At 68.5% G+C, this 17,209-nt stretch carries 18 protein-coding genes; 11 read left to right on the top strand and 7 right to left on the bottom strand.

Translation table 11 applies throughout. From position 1 onward, the window contains the following. Positions 1-14: 14 nt before the first annotated feature. From ACIBL3_RS00090 to ACIBL3_RS00075, 4 genes are all read right to left on the bottom strand, one after another. The gene (locus tag ACIBL3_RS00090) at positions 15-1,913 is read right to left on the bottom strand and encodes a heparinase II/III family protein (RefSeq protein ID WP_396350938.1); all 1,899 of its coding nucleotides are present in this window, start codon (positions 1,911-1,913) and stop codon (positions 15-17) included. Between the two features lie 406 nt (positions 1,914-2,319). Then, positions 2,320-3,075 (bottom strand): hypothetical protein, encoded by a 756-nt coding sequence (locus tag ACIBL3_RS00085; protein ID WP_396350937.1) that lies wholly within the window; start codon positions 3,073-3,075, stop codon positions 2,320-2,322. A gap of 188 nt (positions 3,076-3,263) precedes the next feature. Next, positions 3,264-5,219 (bottom strand): heparinase II/III family protein, encoded by a 1,956-nt coding sequence (locus ACIBL3_RS00080; protein WP_396350936.1) that lies wholly within the window; start codon positions 5,217-5,219, stop codon positions 3,264-3,266. Positions 5,220-5,391: 172 nt separating this feature from the next. Further along, entirely contained in the window at positions 5,392-5,841 is a 450-nt protein-coding gene (locus ACIBL3_RS00075) for a winged helix-turn-helix transcriptional regulator (RefSeq protein WP_396350935.1), read from the bottom strand. Between the two features lie 130 nt (positions 5,842-5,971). On the opposite strand from ACIBL3_RS00075, the gene ACIBL3_RS00070 reads away from it, so the two are divergent. The 5 genes from ACIBL3_RS00070 to ACIBL3_RS00050 are packed head-to-tail and all read left to right on the top strand — an operon-like array spanning position 5,972 to position 10,136. Beyond that, on the top strand, positions 5,972-6,883 hold the full coding sequence (locus ACIBL3_RS00070) for a nitrilase family protein (protein WP_396350934.1): 912 nt from the start codon (positions 5,972-5,974) through the stop codon (positions 6,881-6,883). Positions 6,884-6,887: 4 nt separating this feature from the next. After that, positions 6,888-8,045 carry a hypothetical protein gene (locus ACIBL3_RS00065; RefSeq protein WP_396350933.1) on the top strand — a complete coding sequence of 386 codons (1,158 nt, stop codon included), beginning with the start codon at positions 6,888-6,890 and terminating at the stop codon, positions 8,043-8,045. Then, positions 8,042-9,340, top strand: coding sequence for an amidase (locus ACIBL3_RS00060; RefSeq protein WP_396350932.1), 1,299 nt, complete (start codon positions 8,042-8,044; stop codon positions 9,338-9,340). Before ACIBL3_RS00065 ends, ACIBL3_RS00060 begins: the two co-directional genes overlap by 4 nt. A 21-nt stretch (positions 9,341-9,361) precedes the next feature. Beyond that, the gene (locus tag ACIBL3_RS00055; protein ID WP_396350931.1) at positions 9,362-9,799 is read left to right on the top strand and encodes a hypothetical protein; all 438 of its coding nucleotides are present in this window, start codon (positions 9,362-9,364) and stop codon (positions 9,797-9,799) included. Next, positions 9,780-10,136: a 5-carboxymethyl-2-hydroxymuconate Delta-isomerase gene (locus tag ACIBL3_RS00050; RefSeq protein ID WP_396350930.1), complete on the top strand. Its 357-nt coding sequence runs from the start codon at positions 9,780-9,782 to the stop codon at positions 10,134-10,136. The genes ACIBL3_RS00055 and ACIBL3_RS00050 overlap by 20 nt, the downstream gene beginning before the upstream one ends. Before the next feature lie 10 nt (positions 10,137-10,146). On the opposite strand, the gene ACIBL3_RS00045 is transcribed toward ACIBL3_RS00050, so the two are convergent. Beyond that, positions 10,147-10,521: a VOC family protein gene (locus ACIBL3_RS00045; protein WP_396350929.1), complete on the bottom strand. Its 375-nt coding sequence runs from the start codon at positions 10,519-10,521 to the stop codon at positions 10,147-10,149. 108 nt (positions 10,522-10,629) lie between these two features. On the opposite strand from ACIBL3_RS00045, the gene ACIBL3_RS00040 reads away from it, so the two are divergent. Together ACIBL3_RS00040 and ACIBL3_RS00035 are read left to right on the top strand one after the other, a co-directional pair. Further along, the gene (locus ACIBL3_RS00040; RefSeq protein ID WP_396350928.1) at positions 10,630-11,037 is read left to right on the top strand and encodes a VOC family protein; all 408 of its coding nucleotides are present in this window, start codon (positions 10,630-10,632) and stop codon (positions 11,035-11,037) included. A gap of 73 nt (positions 11,038-11,110) precedes the next feature. After that, positions 11,111-11,617 (top strand): DinB family protein, encoded by a 507-nt coding sequence (locus tag ACIBL3_RS00035; RefSeq protein WP_396350927.1) that lies wholly within the window; start codon positions 11,111-11,113, stop codon positions 11,615-11,617. Here ACIBL3_RS00035 and ACIBL3_RS00030 read toward each other — a convergent pair. After that, positions 11,614-12,579, bottom strand: coding sequence for a 2-hydroxyacid dehydrogenase (locus ACIBL3_RS00030; RefSeq protein ID WP_396350926.1), 966 nt, complete (start codon positions 12,577-12,579; stop codon positions 11,614-11,616). The genes ACIBL3_RS00035 and ACIBL3_RS00030 overlap by 4 nt on opposite strands. Before the next feature lie 98 nt (positions 12,580-12,677). Between ACIBL3_RS00030 and ACIBL3_RS00025 the strand changes: the two genes are divergently transcribed. From ACIBL3_RS00025 to ACIBL3_RS00015, 3 genes are all read left to right on the top strand, one after another. Further along, the gene (locus ACIBL3_RS00025) at positions 12,678-13,682 is read left to right on the top strand and encodes a magnesium and cobalt transport protein CorA (RefSeq protein WP_396350925.1); all 1,005 of its coding nucleotides are present in this window, start codon (positions 12,678-12,680) and stop codon (positions 13,680-13,682) included. 67 nt (positions 13,683-13,749) lie between these two features. Further along, entirely contained in the window at positions 13,750-14,184 is a 435-nt protein-coding gene (locus tag ACIBL3_RS00020; protein WP_396350924.1) for a VOC family protein, read from the top strand. Between the two features lie 12 nt (positions 14,185-14,196). Beyond that, complete coding sequence (locus tag ACIBL3_RS00015) at positions 14,197-14,739, top strand: AAA family ATPase (RefSeq protein ID WP_396350923.1); 543 nt, start codon at positions 14,197-14,199, stop codon at positions 14,737-14,739. Here the strand turns inward: ACIBL3_RS00015 and ACIBL3_RS00010 are convergent. Then, on the bottom strand, positions 14,689-15,984 hold the full coding sequence (locus ACIBL3_RS00010) for a Gfo/Idh/MocA family protein (RefSeq protein WP_396350922.1): 1,296 nt from the start codon (positions 15,982-15,984) through the stop codon (positions 14,689-14,691). The genes ACIBL3_RS00015 and ACIBL3_RS00010 overlap by 51 nt on opposite strands. 96 nt (positions 15,985-16,080) lie before the next feature. Here ACIBL3_RS00010 and ACIBL3_RS00005 point away from each other — a divergent pair, with 96 nt between their 5' ends. Then, complete coding sequence (locus ACIBL3_RS00005; RefSeq protein WP_396350921.1) at positions 16,081-17,049, top strand: LacI family DNA-binding transcriptional regulator; 969 nt, start codon at positions 16,081-16,083, stop codon at positions 17,047-17,049. Positions 17,050-17,209 lie beyond the last annotated feature (160 nt).

The raw sequence follows: 17,209 nt of genomic DNA, 5'->3' as shown, positions 1-17,209 counted from the left end.
ACACAACCCGGCAGCTACTTCACCCGTTGCAGGGTTCCGTCGGGGGTGACTGCGATGGTGGTTTGGAGCTTGTCGACGGTCAGGTTGATCAGGGTGCGGTCGCCGGACTGGGTGGTGGTGTAGGTGACGGCGGCGTTGGCGCGGACCGGGACGATGACCGACAGGATCGTTGCCGAGCGCCCCGAGCGGGTGAACTTGACCACCGGAGCCGGCTTGCGGGTGTCGATCGTCTCGTAGTGCCAGCCCTGGATCGGGTCGGTGGCCCCGTTCTCGACCTTGATCGGCGTGGTCTCCTGCTGGAACGGCACCTGCAGCAACACGGTCTTCACCTTGTCGCCCGGCTTGGCTGCCACCGCGGTCCCATTGCCGGCGACAGTCACCTTCTGGTCCGACGGCAGGTGCCACAACGTCTGGTACTCCTCGTCCGACGCCGACGTCCCGCGGTCGAGGACGACCATCAGATCCGGGTCCTTCAGCACCAGCACGCCACGCGTCCGGTCGATGCCCGGGCCAAGCGAGTCCTTCAGCTCGTAGAACTCCGACGTCGCCCCGATCGACGACCGGGTCAAGCGCGTCACCGGGTGCGACGTTGCCGTCGACAACACTGTCATCTGGTTGTGCGAGAACTGGCTCTTCGCCCAACTCCGCCAGTCGTCCCACTTGTACCCGGAGTGCCCGCCGTCGATCAGGATGTCGCGGCCGTGCGAGGTGTAGGTGACCGCGGTGTGGTCCTCGTGCCCGTGCAGCTTGCGCGACGGGCCGAACCGGATGCTGTACGTCGACTCCTGCGTGAACGGCCTCGTCTCACCCCAGCCAGTCCGGCCAAAGATGTACCCGGCGTCGAAGATCCCGACTCGCTGCGTCGGCCGGATCCCCTCCTTGCCGAGCGTCCCGGCGTACTCGAGCACCGTGCCGGGGACCGGGGACGTGCGCACCACCTCGGAGTCGCCGATCTGGTGCAGGTTGCCGAGCGAGTTGGTCGCGAGTGCGAGCCACTTGGCGAGCTCACGACGGCGCGCCTTGATCGTCGTACCCGGGTCGACACCGCACTTCTGCAGTACGTCGATGGCCCGTCCCCACAGCGAGTAGTTGAACTGCGCGTACGCCGTCGACTGCTCGTTGGTCGACCCCTGGGTGTCGATCGACGTCTTGATCGCGCTGGTCAGCCGGTCGGCGGCGATCTTCTTCAGGTCGGGCCGGTTCAGCGTGCAGCCGATGCCGAACAGCGCGAGGCTCTCGTCGGTGCCGTGGTTCCAGTCGCCGCTGTAGTTCTTCTGCAGGAACCACGCGTGCTCCTGCAGCGCCTTGTCGAGCCAGGCGTACGACAGCGGCAGCTTGGCCACCTTCAGCCCCGTCAGTGTTGCCTGACGCAAGCAGATCAGCACGTTCGTGCGGTGCATGGTCGACTCGTACGCGCCGATGTTCGACTTCCACGAGTACGGGTTGTCCTTCACCCAGTCGCGCACGATCGCGCTCGCCCGGGCGAGCGCCTGCTTGTCGCCCTTGCCGCCGGCAGCGATGCCCTGGCCGAGCCAGCGCAGCGAGTGGAACCACATGTACCAGCTCGGGTTCTGGTACGGGTGCAGGCTCCAGTCGATGTCGCCCTTGCCGTTCCCGACCTTGTACGGCGCCGACGTCCCCCAGGCGAACGTGTCGTTGTACAGGGCACTCAGTGGGTTCGTGCGGTCGATGCCGGAGTACGCCGGGCACGTGTACACGTTCTGTTTCGCGGGCTGGGTGACGGTCGGCGTCGGCGGTTCCGGAGTACGGGCTACGGTCGGGTCCGGTGCGGCTTCAGGTGTCGAGCCACCCCACGGGATGACCAGGGACGTCACCACGACGATCGCGCTCAGCAGCAGGGCGACGCTGAGCCGCAGGGTCGTGCCGGCCTTGCGGTGTCGGTGCGCGGGCATGGTTCGTTCCTCACTGCAGCCCCCAGGGCCTGCCTTGTTCTGGCCTAGACCTGAATTTGAGTCGGAGCTGTCCCTTGGTCTGGTCAGGTTGGTTTTCGTTGCGCTGCCCGAGCCGGCGGTGGCTCAGGGCCAGAGGGTCTTGCTCTATAGACGGTGCGGGACCCCTGCGAAGTTGCGTCCGGCACCGAAATCGATGCCACGGTCCAGCCGTCCTACCGCTGTCACTCCAGCTTCATGGTCGCTGTCATCGGTTCCCCCCGACTCGAAGTGAATCCCTCTGTCCGCTTTGATGTCCGTACACACCCTAAAAGTTGTCCGGATCCCCTACTCCGGTTCCCGCGTTGCCCTTGCGGGCAAGCCCAGTGGTCCGGAATCGCCCGCAGATGCCGTGTGGAGGTTGCCATGGTCAGTGAGGCCCGGTGAGGGACTCGACGATCAGTTCGTTGCGTGCCTGCTGACCGGGCTGCGAGGTGTGGACGCCGTCCCGCAGGTACTTCGCCGGACCACCCGGTTGCCCCGCGAGGAACTCGTTCCAGCGCACGATCCGCAGGTTCGGGTGCCGTACGGCGGCCTGCTCCAGCTGCTGGTTGACCCACGCACTGTTGTCCAGATCGGCCGCCCGAACCGCGGCGGGCTGATTGACCCGGCCGACGTGCACGTTCACCCAGTACACCGTCCGCGAAGGACCGGCGATGTGCATCGCGCGCTCCACCTGCGCGGCGAACGCCGGCGGGTCGAAGATGTCGTTCGAACCCACCGCCATCACGATCCGGCTCGGCAGACCGAACTGCCGTTCCCAGTCCTCCAGCGCGTCGACGGCGGCCGCGGTGGGCTGCCCCGACCAGTCGTGGACGGCGATCGAGTCACCGGCCCGGTCCGCCAGCAACTTCTCCAGGGCGGATCCGTCCTGTACGGCGATGCTGTCGCCGAACATGAACACCCCGTTGAACATCAGCGTGTCCTGGACCTCGTCGTCGGACGAGATGTGCTTGACCAGGTCCTCCCACGAGCCCAGCCGGCCCGAGCCGTACGGCCCCCGATCCACCGATCGCGCCCCGGTTCCCGGGGTGCTGCTGACCGGTATCGTCGCGCTCGGCCGGCTGGGCTCGAGCAGCACCAGCACGCCCCCCACCAGCGTCAGCACGACCATCGTCACCGCCATGGCGACCAACGAACCCCCGACGTGCTGACGGAAGCTGCCCCGATGCCTCAACGCCCCACACCCCCAGAATCTCGCCTTACCCCTCTACATGTCTCGACGCGGTGAACGGTTCCATCGGTTGCATGACGGAGGGCCCGCGCGTCCGCGCGCCCTCCTGACCATGTCGAGTCACGTCGAGTCACGCCGAGTCACGCGAGACGCACCAGCGACCCCCCGGCGGTGATCCCGATCGACGTCCGTACGCCGGCCACGTTCAGGTCGACGACGTACGTCGTACCCGACCAGCGGGCGCGGTACGTCACCGAACCCGTCGCCCGGACCGGCGCGATGAACGACAGGATCGACGCCGACGTCCCGGCCCGCGCGAACATCAGCGTGGGCGCCGAACGCCGGATGGTGATCTTCGGGAAGTGCCAGCCCTGGATCGGGTTGGTCTGCGCCTGCTTCAGCAGGATCGCGCCGCGCGGCAACGCCTGCCGGTAGGGCACCTGGAACAGGATCGTCCGGGTGCCGTCGCCGGCTCGCGCCGCGAGGGCCGTCGTCCGCGAGTACACCGTCGCCTTCTGATCCGACGGCAGGTGCCACAGCGTCTGGAACTGCTGCGCGGTCGTGGACGACGCGCGGTCGAGCGTCACGACCAGGTCTGGATTACGGACGACCAGTACGGCGCGAACGCGGCTGATCCCGGTCCCTGGTACGTCGGAGAACTCGTAGAAGTCCGAGGTCGACTTGAGTGCGTAGCGGGTCAGCTTGGTGGCCGGCAGCCGGTCAGCAGTCCGCGGTGTCGTCATCGAACTGTGCGCGAACGGGCTCTTCGCCCAGGTCCGCCAGACGGTGTTCTGGTAGCCGGCGTGGCCGCCGTCGATCACGATGTCCCGGCCGCGAGCGGTGTACGTGAGCGACATGTGGTCGCTGTGCCCATGCAGCTTGCGCGCTGGGCCGTACCTGATGCTGTACGCCGCCTGGGCCGCAAACGTCGTCCGCGTTCCCCAACCGGATCGGCCGAGGACGTAGCCGGCCGAGTACAGACCGACACGTTGGGCCGGTGCTGTCCCGGATGCGCCGAGGCTTCCGGCGTACTCGAGTGGTGTCCCGGCGACGGGCGCCGTACGGATGACCTCGGAGTCGCCGATCTGGTGGAGAAGGCCCATGGAGTTCGTGGCCAAGGCGAGCCAGCGTGCCATCAGGGCTCGTCTGGCGGTGATCGTCGTACCGGGGTCGGCGCCGCAGGCTCGCAGTACGTCGACTGCCCGCCCCCAGAGCGCGTAGTTGAACTGCGCGTACGCCGTCGACTGCTCGTTGGTGGAGCCCTGGGAGTCGATCGCGGTCGTGATGCCGGACGCGAGGCGTTGCTGGGCGAGTGTCTTGTAGTCGGCGCGGTTGAGCGTGCAGCCGACGCCGAACAAGGCGATGCTCTCGTCCGTGCCGTGGTTCCAGGCGCCGCTCCAGTAGTTGATCAGGAACCGGGCGTGGTTGATCAACGCGGTGTCCAACCAGAGGTAGCGCGGCGGAAGCGTGGTGACCTTGAGCCCGGACAGCACTGCCTGCCTGGTGCAGATGATCACGTTGGTGCGGTGCATCGTCGACTCCCAGGCGCCGACGTTCGCCTTCCAGGAGTACGGGTTGTCGAGCACCCAGTCGCTGACGATCGTGGTGACGTGCGCGATCGCGTTCGCGTCACCCTTGCCGGCCGCGATGATGCCTTGGCCCAGCCAGCGCAGCGAGTGGAACCACATGTACCAGCTGGAATTGTTGTACGGGTTGAGCTTCCAGTTGATGTTGCCGCTGCCGTTTCCGACCTTGACCGCCTTGAACCCGCCCCAGGCGTAGTAGTCGTTCATCACGTACGACAACGGAGTCGCGTCGTCGACGGTGCTGAACCCCGGACACGTGTACGTCCCGGCCGCCGCGGCTTCCGCCTGCAGCTCGGCCTGGCTCTTCGTCCGCACGTCCCCCGCCGGCGCCGCGGTCGCCGGCACGACATTTGTTGCCTCTGGCAAGAACTGCGCTTCGTCCGGCTCCGGCAGATCCGCCGCGATCGCGATCCCCGGCCCGTCCTCGGACGGCCCCGCCGTCGCCACCCCGCCACTTCCGCCGGCGATCCCCGCCACCACCAGCCCAACCACCAAGACCCACCTGACCATGTCCTTCCCCCACCACTAACCCGCAGCCCCCCAGCCGGCGGTGGACACCCCTACACCTCGCCTGATGACCAACAGCCGGCAAAAGTTGCCCGCTCTTTGCCCAAGGCCCCAACAACCTCACCCCGTGCACACCGGATCGCTGTCGGTGTCCACCTGAAGATGGCTCGGGGCGTCAGGCGCCTACCTTGCGGACGTGGGTTTGGGCGGGGGTGACGGGGCGGCCGGTGGCGTCTTTTACCTCAAGTTTGCGGAGGGGTTTGCCGGTTTTTGTGTCGAGGAGGACCGAGTGGGGCTCGGTGGGGGTGAAGAGGTGATCCTCGCCCCACTGGCGCAGGCTGACCAGGATGACGAAGAGGTCGCGGCCCTTCTCGGTCAGTGCGTACTCGTGGTACGCCGTGCCGTCGGTGGCGGGGACGACCTCGAGGATGCCGTGGGCGACGAGCTCGCGTAGCCGCGAGGACAGGATGTTCTTCGCCAGGCCGAGGTTGCGCTGGAACTCGCCGAACCGGCTGATGCCGTCGAACGCGTCCCGGACGATGAGCAGCGACCAGCGGTCGCCGATCACGTCGACAGCCCGCGCGACCGGGCACTCCGCTCCCTCGTGCGTCACCCGCTGCGGCATCCCGGTTCCCTTCGAGTGCAGATTCCTGTCGCCAAGTGGTTGCAAGTATAAACCGGATCCCCTACGCTCCCGGTCAAGCTGGTTTCAACTTGAAACCAGATTCCCAGGGAGTGAGCGAGGAGGCCACGTCATGACGACACAGGCGCAGGAGAGCGCGGACCCGAGAGTGAGTCCGGTGCGGGCCGCGGTCGTGCAGTTCGAGCCGCGGGTCGGGGTCGAGAACCTGAAGGCCAACGCGCTGGCGGTGGAGCAGCGGCTGACCGCGGCGGCGGACGCCGGCGCCGGCCTGATCGTGCTGCCCGAGCTCGCCACCACCGGCTACGTCTTCGAGACCCGCGAGGAGGCCTTCGCCCACGCCGAAGAGGTTCCGGACGGTCCGACGGTCGAGTTGTTCGCCCGGATCGCCGCCGCGCGGAACGTGTACATCGTCGGCTGCCTCCCGGAGCGATCGGGGGCGAAGCTCTACGACACCGCCGTACTGGTCGGCCCGGAGGGCTACATCGGGCGGTACCGCAAGACGCACCTGTGGAACACCGAGAAGCTGTGGTTCACCCCCGGCGACGAGGGGTTCTCGGTGTTCGACACCAAGATCGGCCGGATCGGGCTGCTCGTCTGCTGGGACATCTGGTTCCCGGAGACGGCGCGGATCGTGGCGCAAATGGGCGCAGACATCATCTGCGTGCCCACCGGCTGGGTCTGGACACCACCACCGCTGTACGACGCGAGCGGTGTGTGCATGGCGGCGTACCTGACGATCACGGCGGCCCATGCCAACAACGTCTTCATCGCCACCGCGGACCGGACCGGCCAGGAGCGGGGCGCGGGCTTCATGGGCAACTCGCTGATCGCCGGGACGAACGGCTGGCCGATCGACCGGATCGCGGGCCCGGACGAGGACACCGTCATCTACGCCGACATCGATCTGACGGCCGCGCGCACTGCCCCGATCTGGAACCAGCTGAACGACCTGCACCGGGACCGTCGTACCGACCTGTACGACCAGATGCTCGGTTACCGCGACCGTGCTCCGCTGCCGAGGTGACCTGATGACGACAATCCGCAGTACGGCGGGAGTCACCGGGGCGCGGACGATCGCCTTCTGGTGTGCCGGCCTCGGCCTCCTGGTCCTCGCCGGCTGGACCTTCACGCGAGTCGACGCGCAGCCATGGAACGGCGACTACACCGACGTCGGCCGGTTCGCCTCCTGGCTCGCCGGATCCATGAGCGAGCCGCAGTTCTATGCAGTGGCTCCAGCCGGGGCGTTGCTGCTCGTCGGCGGTCTGGCCGCGCATGTCGCTCACCGGGGATCGTGGCGATGGCAGGGGTTCGTCCAAGCCTGCGGCACGGGTCTGTGGCCGTGGGCTGCCGGCAGCGGGCTGGTCAGCTTGCTGCTCGGCAACCTCGTCTGGGGCTGGACGCTGGAGCCCGGCAGTTGGCAGCCGTTGTTCGTCCCGCTGGTGTCCGTCGCGCCGGCGATCGTGGTCCTCTTCGGACCTGGGTGGAGAGTCGGGCTGTCGGCCGCCGTACTGGGAGCGTTGCTGACGCCACCGATCGCGATCCTCGCTGTCGAGCGCGTCTGCGTCCCGCTGGACCTGCCACCCGTTGTCGGTGCGACCGCGGGCATGGCGCTCGGTGCGCTGGCTGCGTTCTGGCTCTGCAGACATCTCAAGTGGATGCCGGCTCCGGGTGCCTGGCGAACGCAGGCCGCGGATGAGCCGCGCCGCGGTCCCGTGCTGTGGTGGGTGCCTCGCCGGGCCCTGGCCGACTTCTCCGAGGCGCAGTTCTTCGGCAACGAGTGGGCGAGCGCGGCGCTGATCGTCGGCGCCGTCGTGACGCACTTGATCGCTCCGTCCAGCACTGCCTACGGGTCCGGCCTGTTCCTGGCGGTGCTCGCCGCCCAGGCACTGACCGCGCTGGTGGGCGTGGTCGTCTGGCGCAAGCGATGGCAGACGCATGGCTTCTATCCCACGTTCGTGCCGGTCGTCTCCGTCGCACCGGCGGCCGTCCTGGCCTTCGGTGGAACCCTTCAGTCCGTCGTGGCCGGCGCACTCGCCGGAGCGCTGATCGCCCCACCGGTGGCCGCGGCGATCGGGGCGCGGATGCCGGCCGGCTTCCATCCCTTCATCGGCAACGTGGTCTCGATGAGCGTGTGTACGGCGTTGATCGTGCCCGCGCTCGGCCTCGTCCCCGGATTCGCCTCATGAACCTCGCCGAACTCGCCCAAGCGAACCGCGAGACCTCCGCCCGCGAGGTCACCGAGACGACGTTGCACCGGATCCACGAGCTGAATCCCACCCTGAACGCGTTCGCTTTCGTAGACGACGACGGAGCCCGTGCGGCCGCACGGGTCGCCGACGAACAACTTGCCGCCGGCATCGACCTCGGTCCGCTGCACGGCGTGCCCGTGGCAGTGAAGGACCTCATCGACATGGCCGGTCTGCCCACCAGTTGTGGATCGGCCACGTCCTTCGGAACCACTCCGACGGAGGATGCCGAGGTGGTACGGCGGTTGCGCGCAGCCGGGGCGGTCATCGTCGGGAAGACGACGCTGCACGAGTTCGCGTACGGCGCCACGGGTGACCGCTCCGTCCACGGCGCCTCCCGGAACGCGGTCGACCCCAGCCGCATGTCCGGCGGCAGCAGTGGCGGCAGCGCTGTCGCGGTGGCCGCCGGGATGGTGCCGCTCGCGCTGGGCACCGACACGGCCGGCTCGGTCCGCGTGCCCGCCGCGCTCTGCGGTGTAGTCGGCTTCAAACCGGCGTACGACGCGATCTCGAGCGCCGGCGTGTATCCGCTGGCTCCGACCCTGGACCACGTCGGACTCTTCGCGGCCACCGCAGAGGACGCGCTGACCGGCTACCGGGCCCTGAGCGACCGGCCAGTGCTGTCCCGGTCGGGTCGGTTCGCGGTCGGATGGATTCCGCCGACGTCGATCGCCAGCGCGGATTCACGGGTCGAGGAGCTGACCCGGCAGCTCCTGCTCCGGATCGGAGCCGACGTCGAGGTCGTTCCTGGATTCCCCAAGTCGGAGTTGTTCGAGGTCTTCTCCACCCTGCAGGGCCGGGAGGCATTCCGTGTGCACGAGCACCACCTCGCCGCGGACCGGGACCTGATCGATCCCGAGGTGCTGGCCCGGCTCGACCGGGGGCGCGGGATCTCCGCGAGCCGCTACGCCGAGGCCGATGCCGCTCGCCAGGAGTTCCGGACCAGGGTCGGCGAGCTGCTGGCGACGTACGACGTACTCGCGTTGCCGACGGTGCCGATCGTGGCACCACGTGTGGGCGATCGCAGCGTCTCAGTCGGTGGCGTCGACCTCGAGGTTCGTGGGGCGCTGCTGTCGCTGACCAGCCCGTGGAACCTGACGGGTTCGCCCGCGATCAGCGTGCCCGCGGGGCGGCTCGACGGGCTGCCGGTCGCCGTACAACTCATCACTGCACCGGGTAACGAAGGCCAGCTCTTCGCTACGGCCCGGATGCTCGAGATCGCCCTGGCCGAGTAGCCGGAGCGAGGAAGGACTGTCATGCCATCGATCCAGGTCGACCTGCCGCTGACTGCCGGTGAGGTCACCAAGCGGGCGTTCGCGGAGCGCCTCGGCCATGTCTACGGGGAGATCATGCAGGTCGGCAGGGATCTGCTCACGGTCTCCATCCACGACCTCGGCAGCGGCGGGGTCTGGCGCTGTCACGAGTCCGGTCCGCCGACACCGTCGGCCCTGATCATGTGCGATGTCCGGAAGGGGCGTCCCACGGAGACCAGAGCACGTCTGGCGGAGGCCCTGATCGACGCCTGCGCGCAGACGTTCGAGCTGGACGCCCGGTGGGTGAAGGTCGAGTTCACCCAGCACGACGGCGCCGACATGTACCACCCACACCTCGGCGGCTTCAACACCAACTGGACCGGCGACGAGAGACCACCGGCTGGTCTCGATAATGGAGCACATGCCGCAGATCACCGTTGAGTACTCGGAGTCCCTGACCGACGCCTTCGACCGACGAGGCTTCGCGTTGACCTTCCACCCCGCCGCCTCCGACCTGATCGGCAGCGCGGTGCCGGCCTTCAAGACCCGGTTCCGCCCGATCACCGACGCGGTCATCGCCACCGGCGATCCCGGCGAGGCGATGGTCCACGTCGAGCTGGCGATCCTGCCCGGGCGCGACGACGACCTCAAGAACCGGCTGGGTGAGTTGGCGCTCGACGTGCTGACCGACCACCTGAAGGCCCCGGCGGATCTGAACATCCAGGTCACCGTCGAGATCCGCGACCTCACCAACTACCACAAACGCGTTCTGCCCTGATCGGCGGTGATCAGCCGGTGCGCTCGGACTGCCTGCGTTCTATGCAGAACTCGTTGTGTTCGGGGTCGTGCATCGTGACCCAGCCGGGGCCGTCGGGTTTGCGGTGGTCTTCGTGGATGGTGGCGCCGAGGGTGAGGAGGCGGTCGACCTCCTCGTCGCGGGTGCGCTGGTCGGGGACCCAGTCGATGTGGACGCGGTTCTTGACCGACTTGGCCTCGGGGACGGCGATGAACAGCAAGCCGGGCACGGGAGCCGGTGCGACCACCAGCACCTCCTCGTCCCCGGGTACGTCGCCGTCCGCGATCGGCCAGCCGGTGACGTTGCTCCAGAACTGCGCGAGCTCGTACGGGTTGCCGGCGTCGATCGTGATGTGTCGCAGAATCATGCCGAGACCCTAACCGCGACCCGAGGCCGGTGGGGTCTCGCGGATTGTCGGTGGGCGGGTCTAGTGTGCGGCCAAACAGTGTTTCCACCGAGGGGGAGGGTGAGCCCGATGGCGTCACGGCTCAATCCGTACATCCAGTTCAACGGCACCGCGCGGGCGGCGATGGAGTTCTACCAGGGGATTTTCGGCGGCGACCTCGCGACGAACACGTTCGCCGAGTTCGGGGCGAGCAGCGGCCCGGACGACGAGGACAAGCTGATGCACGGCCAGCTCGAAACACCGGGCGGCTTCACGCTGATGGCCTCGGACACACCGGTCGGCATGCCCTACAACCCGGGCCAGAACATCTCGATCAGCCTGAGCGGTGACGACGCGGAGCTGCGCGAGTACTACGAGAAGCTGGCCGACGGCGGCACCGTGGTCATGCCGCTGGAGAAGCAGGTCTGGGGCGACGAGTACGGCCAGGTCGTCGACAAGTTCGGCATCACCTGGATGGTCAACGTCAGCCAGGGCTGACCGGCTCCGGAGCGCCGTACCCGCACGGAAAATGGGTACGGCGCCCCGCCGTGCCGGGTCTACCGTGAACAGCATGGGACTCAACGACGTGCTGTACGACCCGATCCGGCACAACAACTGGGCGACGAAGAGCCTGATCAGGTTCTGCCGGGACCAGAAGCTGACCGCCGAACAGCTGGAGGTCACCGGCGTCGGCACGTACGGCGGGATCCTCGCCACCCTCGACCACATCGTCCGGTGCGACGGCAGCTACCTGCGCCGGATCGCGGACAGCCCGCTCGACTACGTGGACAGCGAGCCGGCCACCGACTTCGGCACCCTCGAAGGCTGGAACGACGAGGCCGGCGCGCTCTGGGAGGAGTTCCTCACCAAGCCGATCGACGTCGAACGCGAGATCGTCGTCGACAACAACTCCCGCGCCACCCGGGTCGGCATCTTCATCGCGCAGGCGATCAACCACGCCAACCACCACCGCGAGCAGGTCTGCGCGATCCTCACCGGACTCGGCATCCAGCCCCCGGACATCCAGGCCTGGGAGTACGCCTGGACCCACAACCGGATCTGGGACCTGCCGGCCTAGCCTCGCTTCAGCAGCGGCGCCGACTCGGGGACCGGCGTGACCGGGGTGCCGTAGGTGACCCAGTTCAGGATGTTCTCCACGACCAGGTTGCCCATGGCGTTGCGAGTCGGAATGGTCGCGGAGCCGACGTGCGGCAGCAGTACGGCGTTCGGCAGGTCGAGCAGCCCTGGATGCACAGTCGGTTCGGCCTCGAAGACGTCCAGGCCGGCGCTCAGGATCGTGCCGTTGCGCAGCGCGTCGACCAGGGCCGACTCGTCGACGACGGTGCCGCGGGCAACGTTGATCACGATGCCGTCCGGACCGAGCGCCTCGAGCACCTCGGCGTTCACCAGGTGGCGGGTGTTGTCGCCACCGGGGATGACGAGCATCAGGATGTCGACGTCGCGCGCCATCTCGACCAGCGACGGGTAGTAGCGGTAGCCGACGTCCTTGCGGCGCCGGTTGTGGTAGGCCACCGATACCCCGAACGGCGCGACCCGGTCCGCGATCGCCTGCCCGATCCGGCCGAGGCCGAGGATACCCATCCGGCGGCCGTGCAAGGTTGCCTTGGTCAACGGGTACGGCCCGTCCTGCCACTGGCCGGCGCGCAGGTACCGCTCGGCCTGCGGGAGCTCGCGGACCGTCATCAGCAGCAGCCCGAGCGCGGTGTCCGCGACCTCGTCGTCCAGGACACCGGGGGTGTTCGTCACCACCACGCCACGCTCGGCCGCGGCGGACGCGTCGATCTGGTCGTACCCGACCCCGAAGCTGGCCACGATCCGCACCGCCGGCAGCCGGTCCAGGAACGCGCCGTCGATCCGCGTGCCGCCGGTCGCGACGGCAACGATCTCGTCCCGGCGCTGCGCGAGTACGGCGTCCGGGTCCGCCTCCTGCCAGAGCCGGATCAGCTCGACCTTCCCGTCCAGACCCTCCGCGACGACCGGGTTCATCGGCCCCGGCATCACCACCACTGGCAGTCCCACAGTTCCTCCTCGCCCAGGCGCCGAAGTTCACGCTGCCTTTCCCGCCTAACCCTATTTCCTGTGGCCGATAGGACTGACGATCGGGGGAGGAGGTCATCATGATCATCGACTGCGCCTACTACCGCGACGGGCACCGCCAGCACGTCGGCCCGATGTCGATCACGGACGCCGCGACCCGCTGCAAGGAGGGCGGCTTCGTCTGGCTCGGCATGTTCGAGCCCACCGTCGACGAGCTCATCCAGGTCAGCGAGAGTTTCGGTCTGCACGAGCTGGCGGTCGAGGACGCCCAGACCTTCCACCTGCGCCCCAAGGTGGAGCCGTACGAGGGCGACATCCGGCTCGTCATCCTGCGCACCGCCCGGTACGACGACGAGCGCGAGGAAGTCGACTTCGGCGAAGTCAGCGTGTTCGTCGGGCCGGCGTTCGTGATCACCGTCCGTCAGGGCGTCGCCAGCGACCTGCACGGCGCCCGGATCCGGCTCGAGCAGCGGCCGGAACTGCTCAAAGCCGGCACGAACTCGGTGCTGTGGGCGATCTTCGACCAGGTCGTCGACGGCTACGGGCCCGTGGTCGCTGAGCTCGAGCGCGACATCGAGCAGGTCGAGCACACAGTGTTCGCCGGATCCGTCGCGCCGACTGAGCGGATCTACTTCCTCCGCCGTGAGGTGACCGACTTCTACCGAGCCGTGCACCCCTTGCTCGCCGTACTCGCGACCATCGAGCGTGGGGCACGCAGTACCGATCTACTGCCGTACTTCCGGGACGTGCACGACCACCTGGTGCTGGTGAACGAGGAGGTGGCGGCTCAGCGCGACCTGCTCGCGACCGTGCTGGAGGCCAACATGGCGGTGATCTCGGTCGAGCAGACCAAGGTCGGTGTCCGGCAGAACGCGACCATCGAGCAGCTCACGATCCTGGCCACGGTGTTCCTGCCGCTGACCTTCGTCACCGGCTTCTTCGGACAGAACTTCGGTTGGCTGGTCGAGCACATCAGCGCCGAGTGGGACTTCCTGATCTTCGGCGTCGGAGGCTTGCTCATCCCGTGCATAGGCCTGTTCATCTGGTTCCGCCGCCAGCGAAAAGCCCACCGGCAAGCCACCTGACGCAACCGGTTCAACCGGCGATGAGTAGCGGACACGACCTGTCCGCTACTCAGCGGATCCTGGAGACATGACCGAGAACAGCAGCAGCACCAGTACCGCCACCTTCCACGCGTACTTCGGCTACCGGGACGCGGTCGGCGCCCTGCGCTGGCTGGAGCAGGCGTTCGGGTTCGAGACCACGACGGAGGTGCCGGACGACAAGGGCGGCATCATGCACGCCGAGATGCGGTACGGCGGGGTCTCCTTCACGCTCTTCACCGACGAGGAAGGCTATGACAAGCCGGTGCGCAAGGGCGAGACCGTCGGTCACGGGAGCTATGTCGCGTTCGACAGCAAGGCGGAGGTCGACACGGTCCACGCGACCGCGATCGCAGCCGGCGCCGAGTCGGTCTGGGAGCCGGCGGACACCGCGTGGGGCAACTACCGCTGCCGCGTCGCCGACCCCGAGGGCTACGAGTGGACCTTCGGGACGCACCGCCCGGGACTGCCCGCCTCCTGGTAGTACTCTGCGCCGGTGGACCCCCGGCTGATCGTCATCAGAGGCAACTCGGGCTCCGGCAAGAGCTCGATCGTCCAGGCGATCCGGACGGCGTACGGGCGCGGGGTCGCCTGGATCGAGCAGGACTACGTCCGCCGGATCATCTTCAAGGAACTGGACCAGCCCGACGGCGCCAACATCCAGATGATCCGCCAGATCGCGACCCACGCCCTCGACCGCGGCTACCACGCCGTCGTCGAGGGCATCATGCCGAGGATCCGGTACGGCGACATGCTCGGCCAACTCCACGCCGACCACACGGGTCCGTCGTACTTCTACTACCTGGACATCCCGTTCGAGGAGACGGTCCGGCGGCACGCGACCCGGCCGAAGGCCGGTGAGTTCACCGGCGCCGACATGGCCGAGTGGTACCAGTCGCAGGACCTCCTCGACGAACCGCGCGAGACGGTCATCGACCAGACGAGCTCGCTGGCGACGACCGTCGCGCGCATCCTGACCGAGACCGGATTAGGCCCAGCCGCCCAGGTCCAGGTCGGTGATCACGACGGGCTGGCCTGAGGCCAGGGACTGGTTTGCGGCGATGCCGACGGCGACGGCGCGCACGCCGTCGTGGACGTCGGCGGCGCGGGCCAGCGGGTCGTCGCCGGGACCCTTGAACAGGTCGGCGTAGATCAGCCGGTCACCGCCGCCGTGGCCGCCGACCCCGCGCGGGATCTCGACCTCGACCGCCGGCGCCCAGTGCTTCTGCAGCACCAGCCGCTCGCCGTCGGACCGCACGTCGCCGGACACGACCCGCTCCGACGGGTAGCTCGGGTCGATCTGCTCGTCCACCACGGCAGCGCGCTCGACCACCTCGAGCTCGGCGCGCCCCTCGGTGCCGTTCACGCAGACCCGGTACCCCTCCCACGGCGAGTGCGCATTCAGCGAGTAGCTCAGCCGGGCGCCGTTCGCGTACTCGGCGATCACCGCCATGTTGTCCTCGATCGTGATCCCCGGACCGAACACGTCCTGGTCGCGGATGTACCCGTCGTACTGCTCGCTCTCCAGGTACAGCTGCCGGTTGGTCTCGTCGGTGCGCAGGTCGAGCAGCCACGGGTCCTCGGCCGAGCCGTCGACCGTACCGCGCTCAGGTCGTTGCCCAAGGCCACGAGCTGCCGCGTTGTCGGCGCCGTAGAAGAACAGGCCGCCGGAGGCGAAGATTCGGGTCGGGGTCGAGGCGATCCACCAGTTCACCAGGTCGAAGTGGTGCGACGCCTTGTGCACCAGCAGGCCGCCGGAGAACCGCTTCTCCCGGTGCCAGCGGCGGAAGTAGTCCGCGCCGTGCCGGGTGTCGAGCACCCACTGGAACTCGACGCTGGTGACCTTGCCGATCTCGCCGTCCAGGATCAGCTGCCGCAGGGCGCTGTTCCGCGGCGAGTACCGGTAGTTGAACGTGACGACGACAGACTTGCCGGACTCGTTCATCGCGTCGACGATCTGCCGGGTGCCGTCGGCGTCGATCGTCAGCGGCTTCTCGACGATCACGTCCGCGCCGGACCGCAGGATCCGGGACACGACGTTCGCGTGCGTGTAGTCGGGGCTCGTCACGACCACCCGGTCGACGGACTGCTCCTTGATCATCCGCTCCAGGTCGTCGGCGCCGTACTGCGGCAGCTCCGGCCCGTTCAGCTCCTTCACCCACCGGTCGTGCACCGCGAGCCGGCCCGGGTTCGGGTCGAGCAACGCGACCAGCACGGCCTCGTCGGGGTGGTCCTGGATGATCGCGCGGACGTACGCCCGAGCCCGCGAACCGGTTCCTGCCACTGCGTAACGTCTGGGCACGACGAACCCTCTCTACTCGTGTAGAACCAGCACGCTAGCAATCGCTTTCCGGCGCGGTCAAGGCCGTACTATCGGCACATGCCCAAGGCCACCCCAGTCACCCGCAACGACGTGGCGGAGTACGCCGGGGTCAGCACCGCGGTCGTCAGCTACGTGGTCAACGAGGGCCCGCGTCCGGTCGCGCCGGAGACCCGGGAGCGGGTGCTGGAGGCGATCCGCGTGCTCGGCTACCGGCCGAACGCGACCGCCCGCGCGCTCCGGATGGGCACGACGCGGACGCTCGGCCTGATCACCCCGGACGGCGGCAACCCGCTGTTCGCCGAGCTCGCGAAGGCGATCGACAAGGAGGCCTCGGCCCGCGGGTACGTCGTCCTGCAGACCAGCGCCGACGGTGACCCGGCGACCGAGCAGGCCAAGCTCGCGGAGCTGCTGGTACGGCGGGTCAGTGGTCTGCTCCTGGTCGCGCCGACCGAGGATCCGGACCTGGACGGCGTCGACGTACCGGTGGTCGCGATCAACCGCGTTCTCCCGCATGCCTCGTCGGTCCGCCCGCAGTACCGCGAGGGCGCGCGGCGTGGCGTCGAGCACCTGATCGAGCACGGTCATCGCACGATCGGTCTCGTGATCGGCGGGCGCGGTCGTCCGGAGCGTGAGCTCGGGTGGCGGGACGCGCTGTCGCAGGCTGGGTTGGACGAGGGGCCGATTGTCCGCGCGAGCTTCAGCCGGAGCGGTGGTCATGCAGCGGGTCGTGAGTTGCTGGCGGCAACGAATCGCCCGACGGCGATCTTCGCCAGCTCGGATCTGCAGGCGATCGGGGTGTTGCGGGCGATTCACGAGGCCGGGCTGAAGGTTCCACAGGACGTTGCGGTGGTGGCGTTCGACGGCACCGCCGAGACTGAGTACAGCTGGCCGCCGCTGACCGTCGTACGGCAGCCGCTCGAGCAGATGGCCCGCGACGCCGTCGGCCGACTGGTCGACGGGCAGGACGCGGTCGAGGAAGTCACCTACCCGGCCGAGCTGATCGTCAGGCAGTCCTGCGGCTGTTAGGGGGTGGGGGGGGGGGGGGGGGGGGGGGGGGGGGGGGGGGGGGGGGGGCCCCGGGGGGGGGGGGGGGGTTTGTGTTGGGGGTTGATCGGTCGGCGAAGGCGGTTCGGCTGGCGGAGGCTGGGTCGGGGGAGCTGATTGCGGCTGGGGTGCTGGGGTTCCG

The organism is Kribbella sp. NPDC050124, assembly GCF_044460355.1.
Taxonomy (GTDB): domain Bacteria; phylum Actinomycetota; class Actinomycetes; order Propionibacteriales; family Kribbellaceae; genus Kribbella.
Note: the sequence above shows the minus strand (reverse complement) of the source record. Positions and strands in the feature narration are given on the sequence as shown.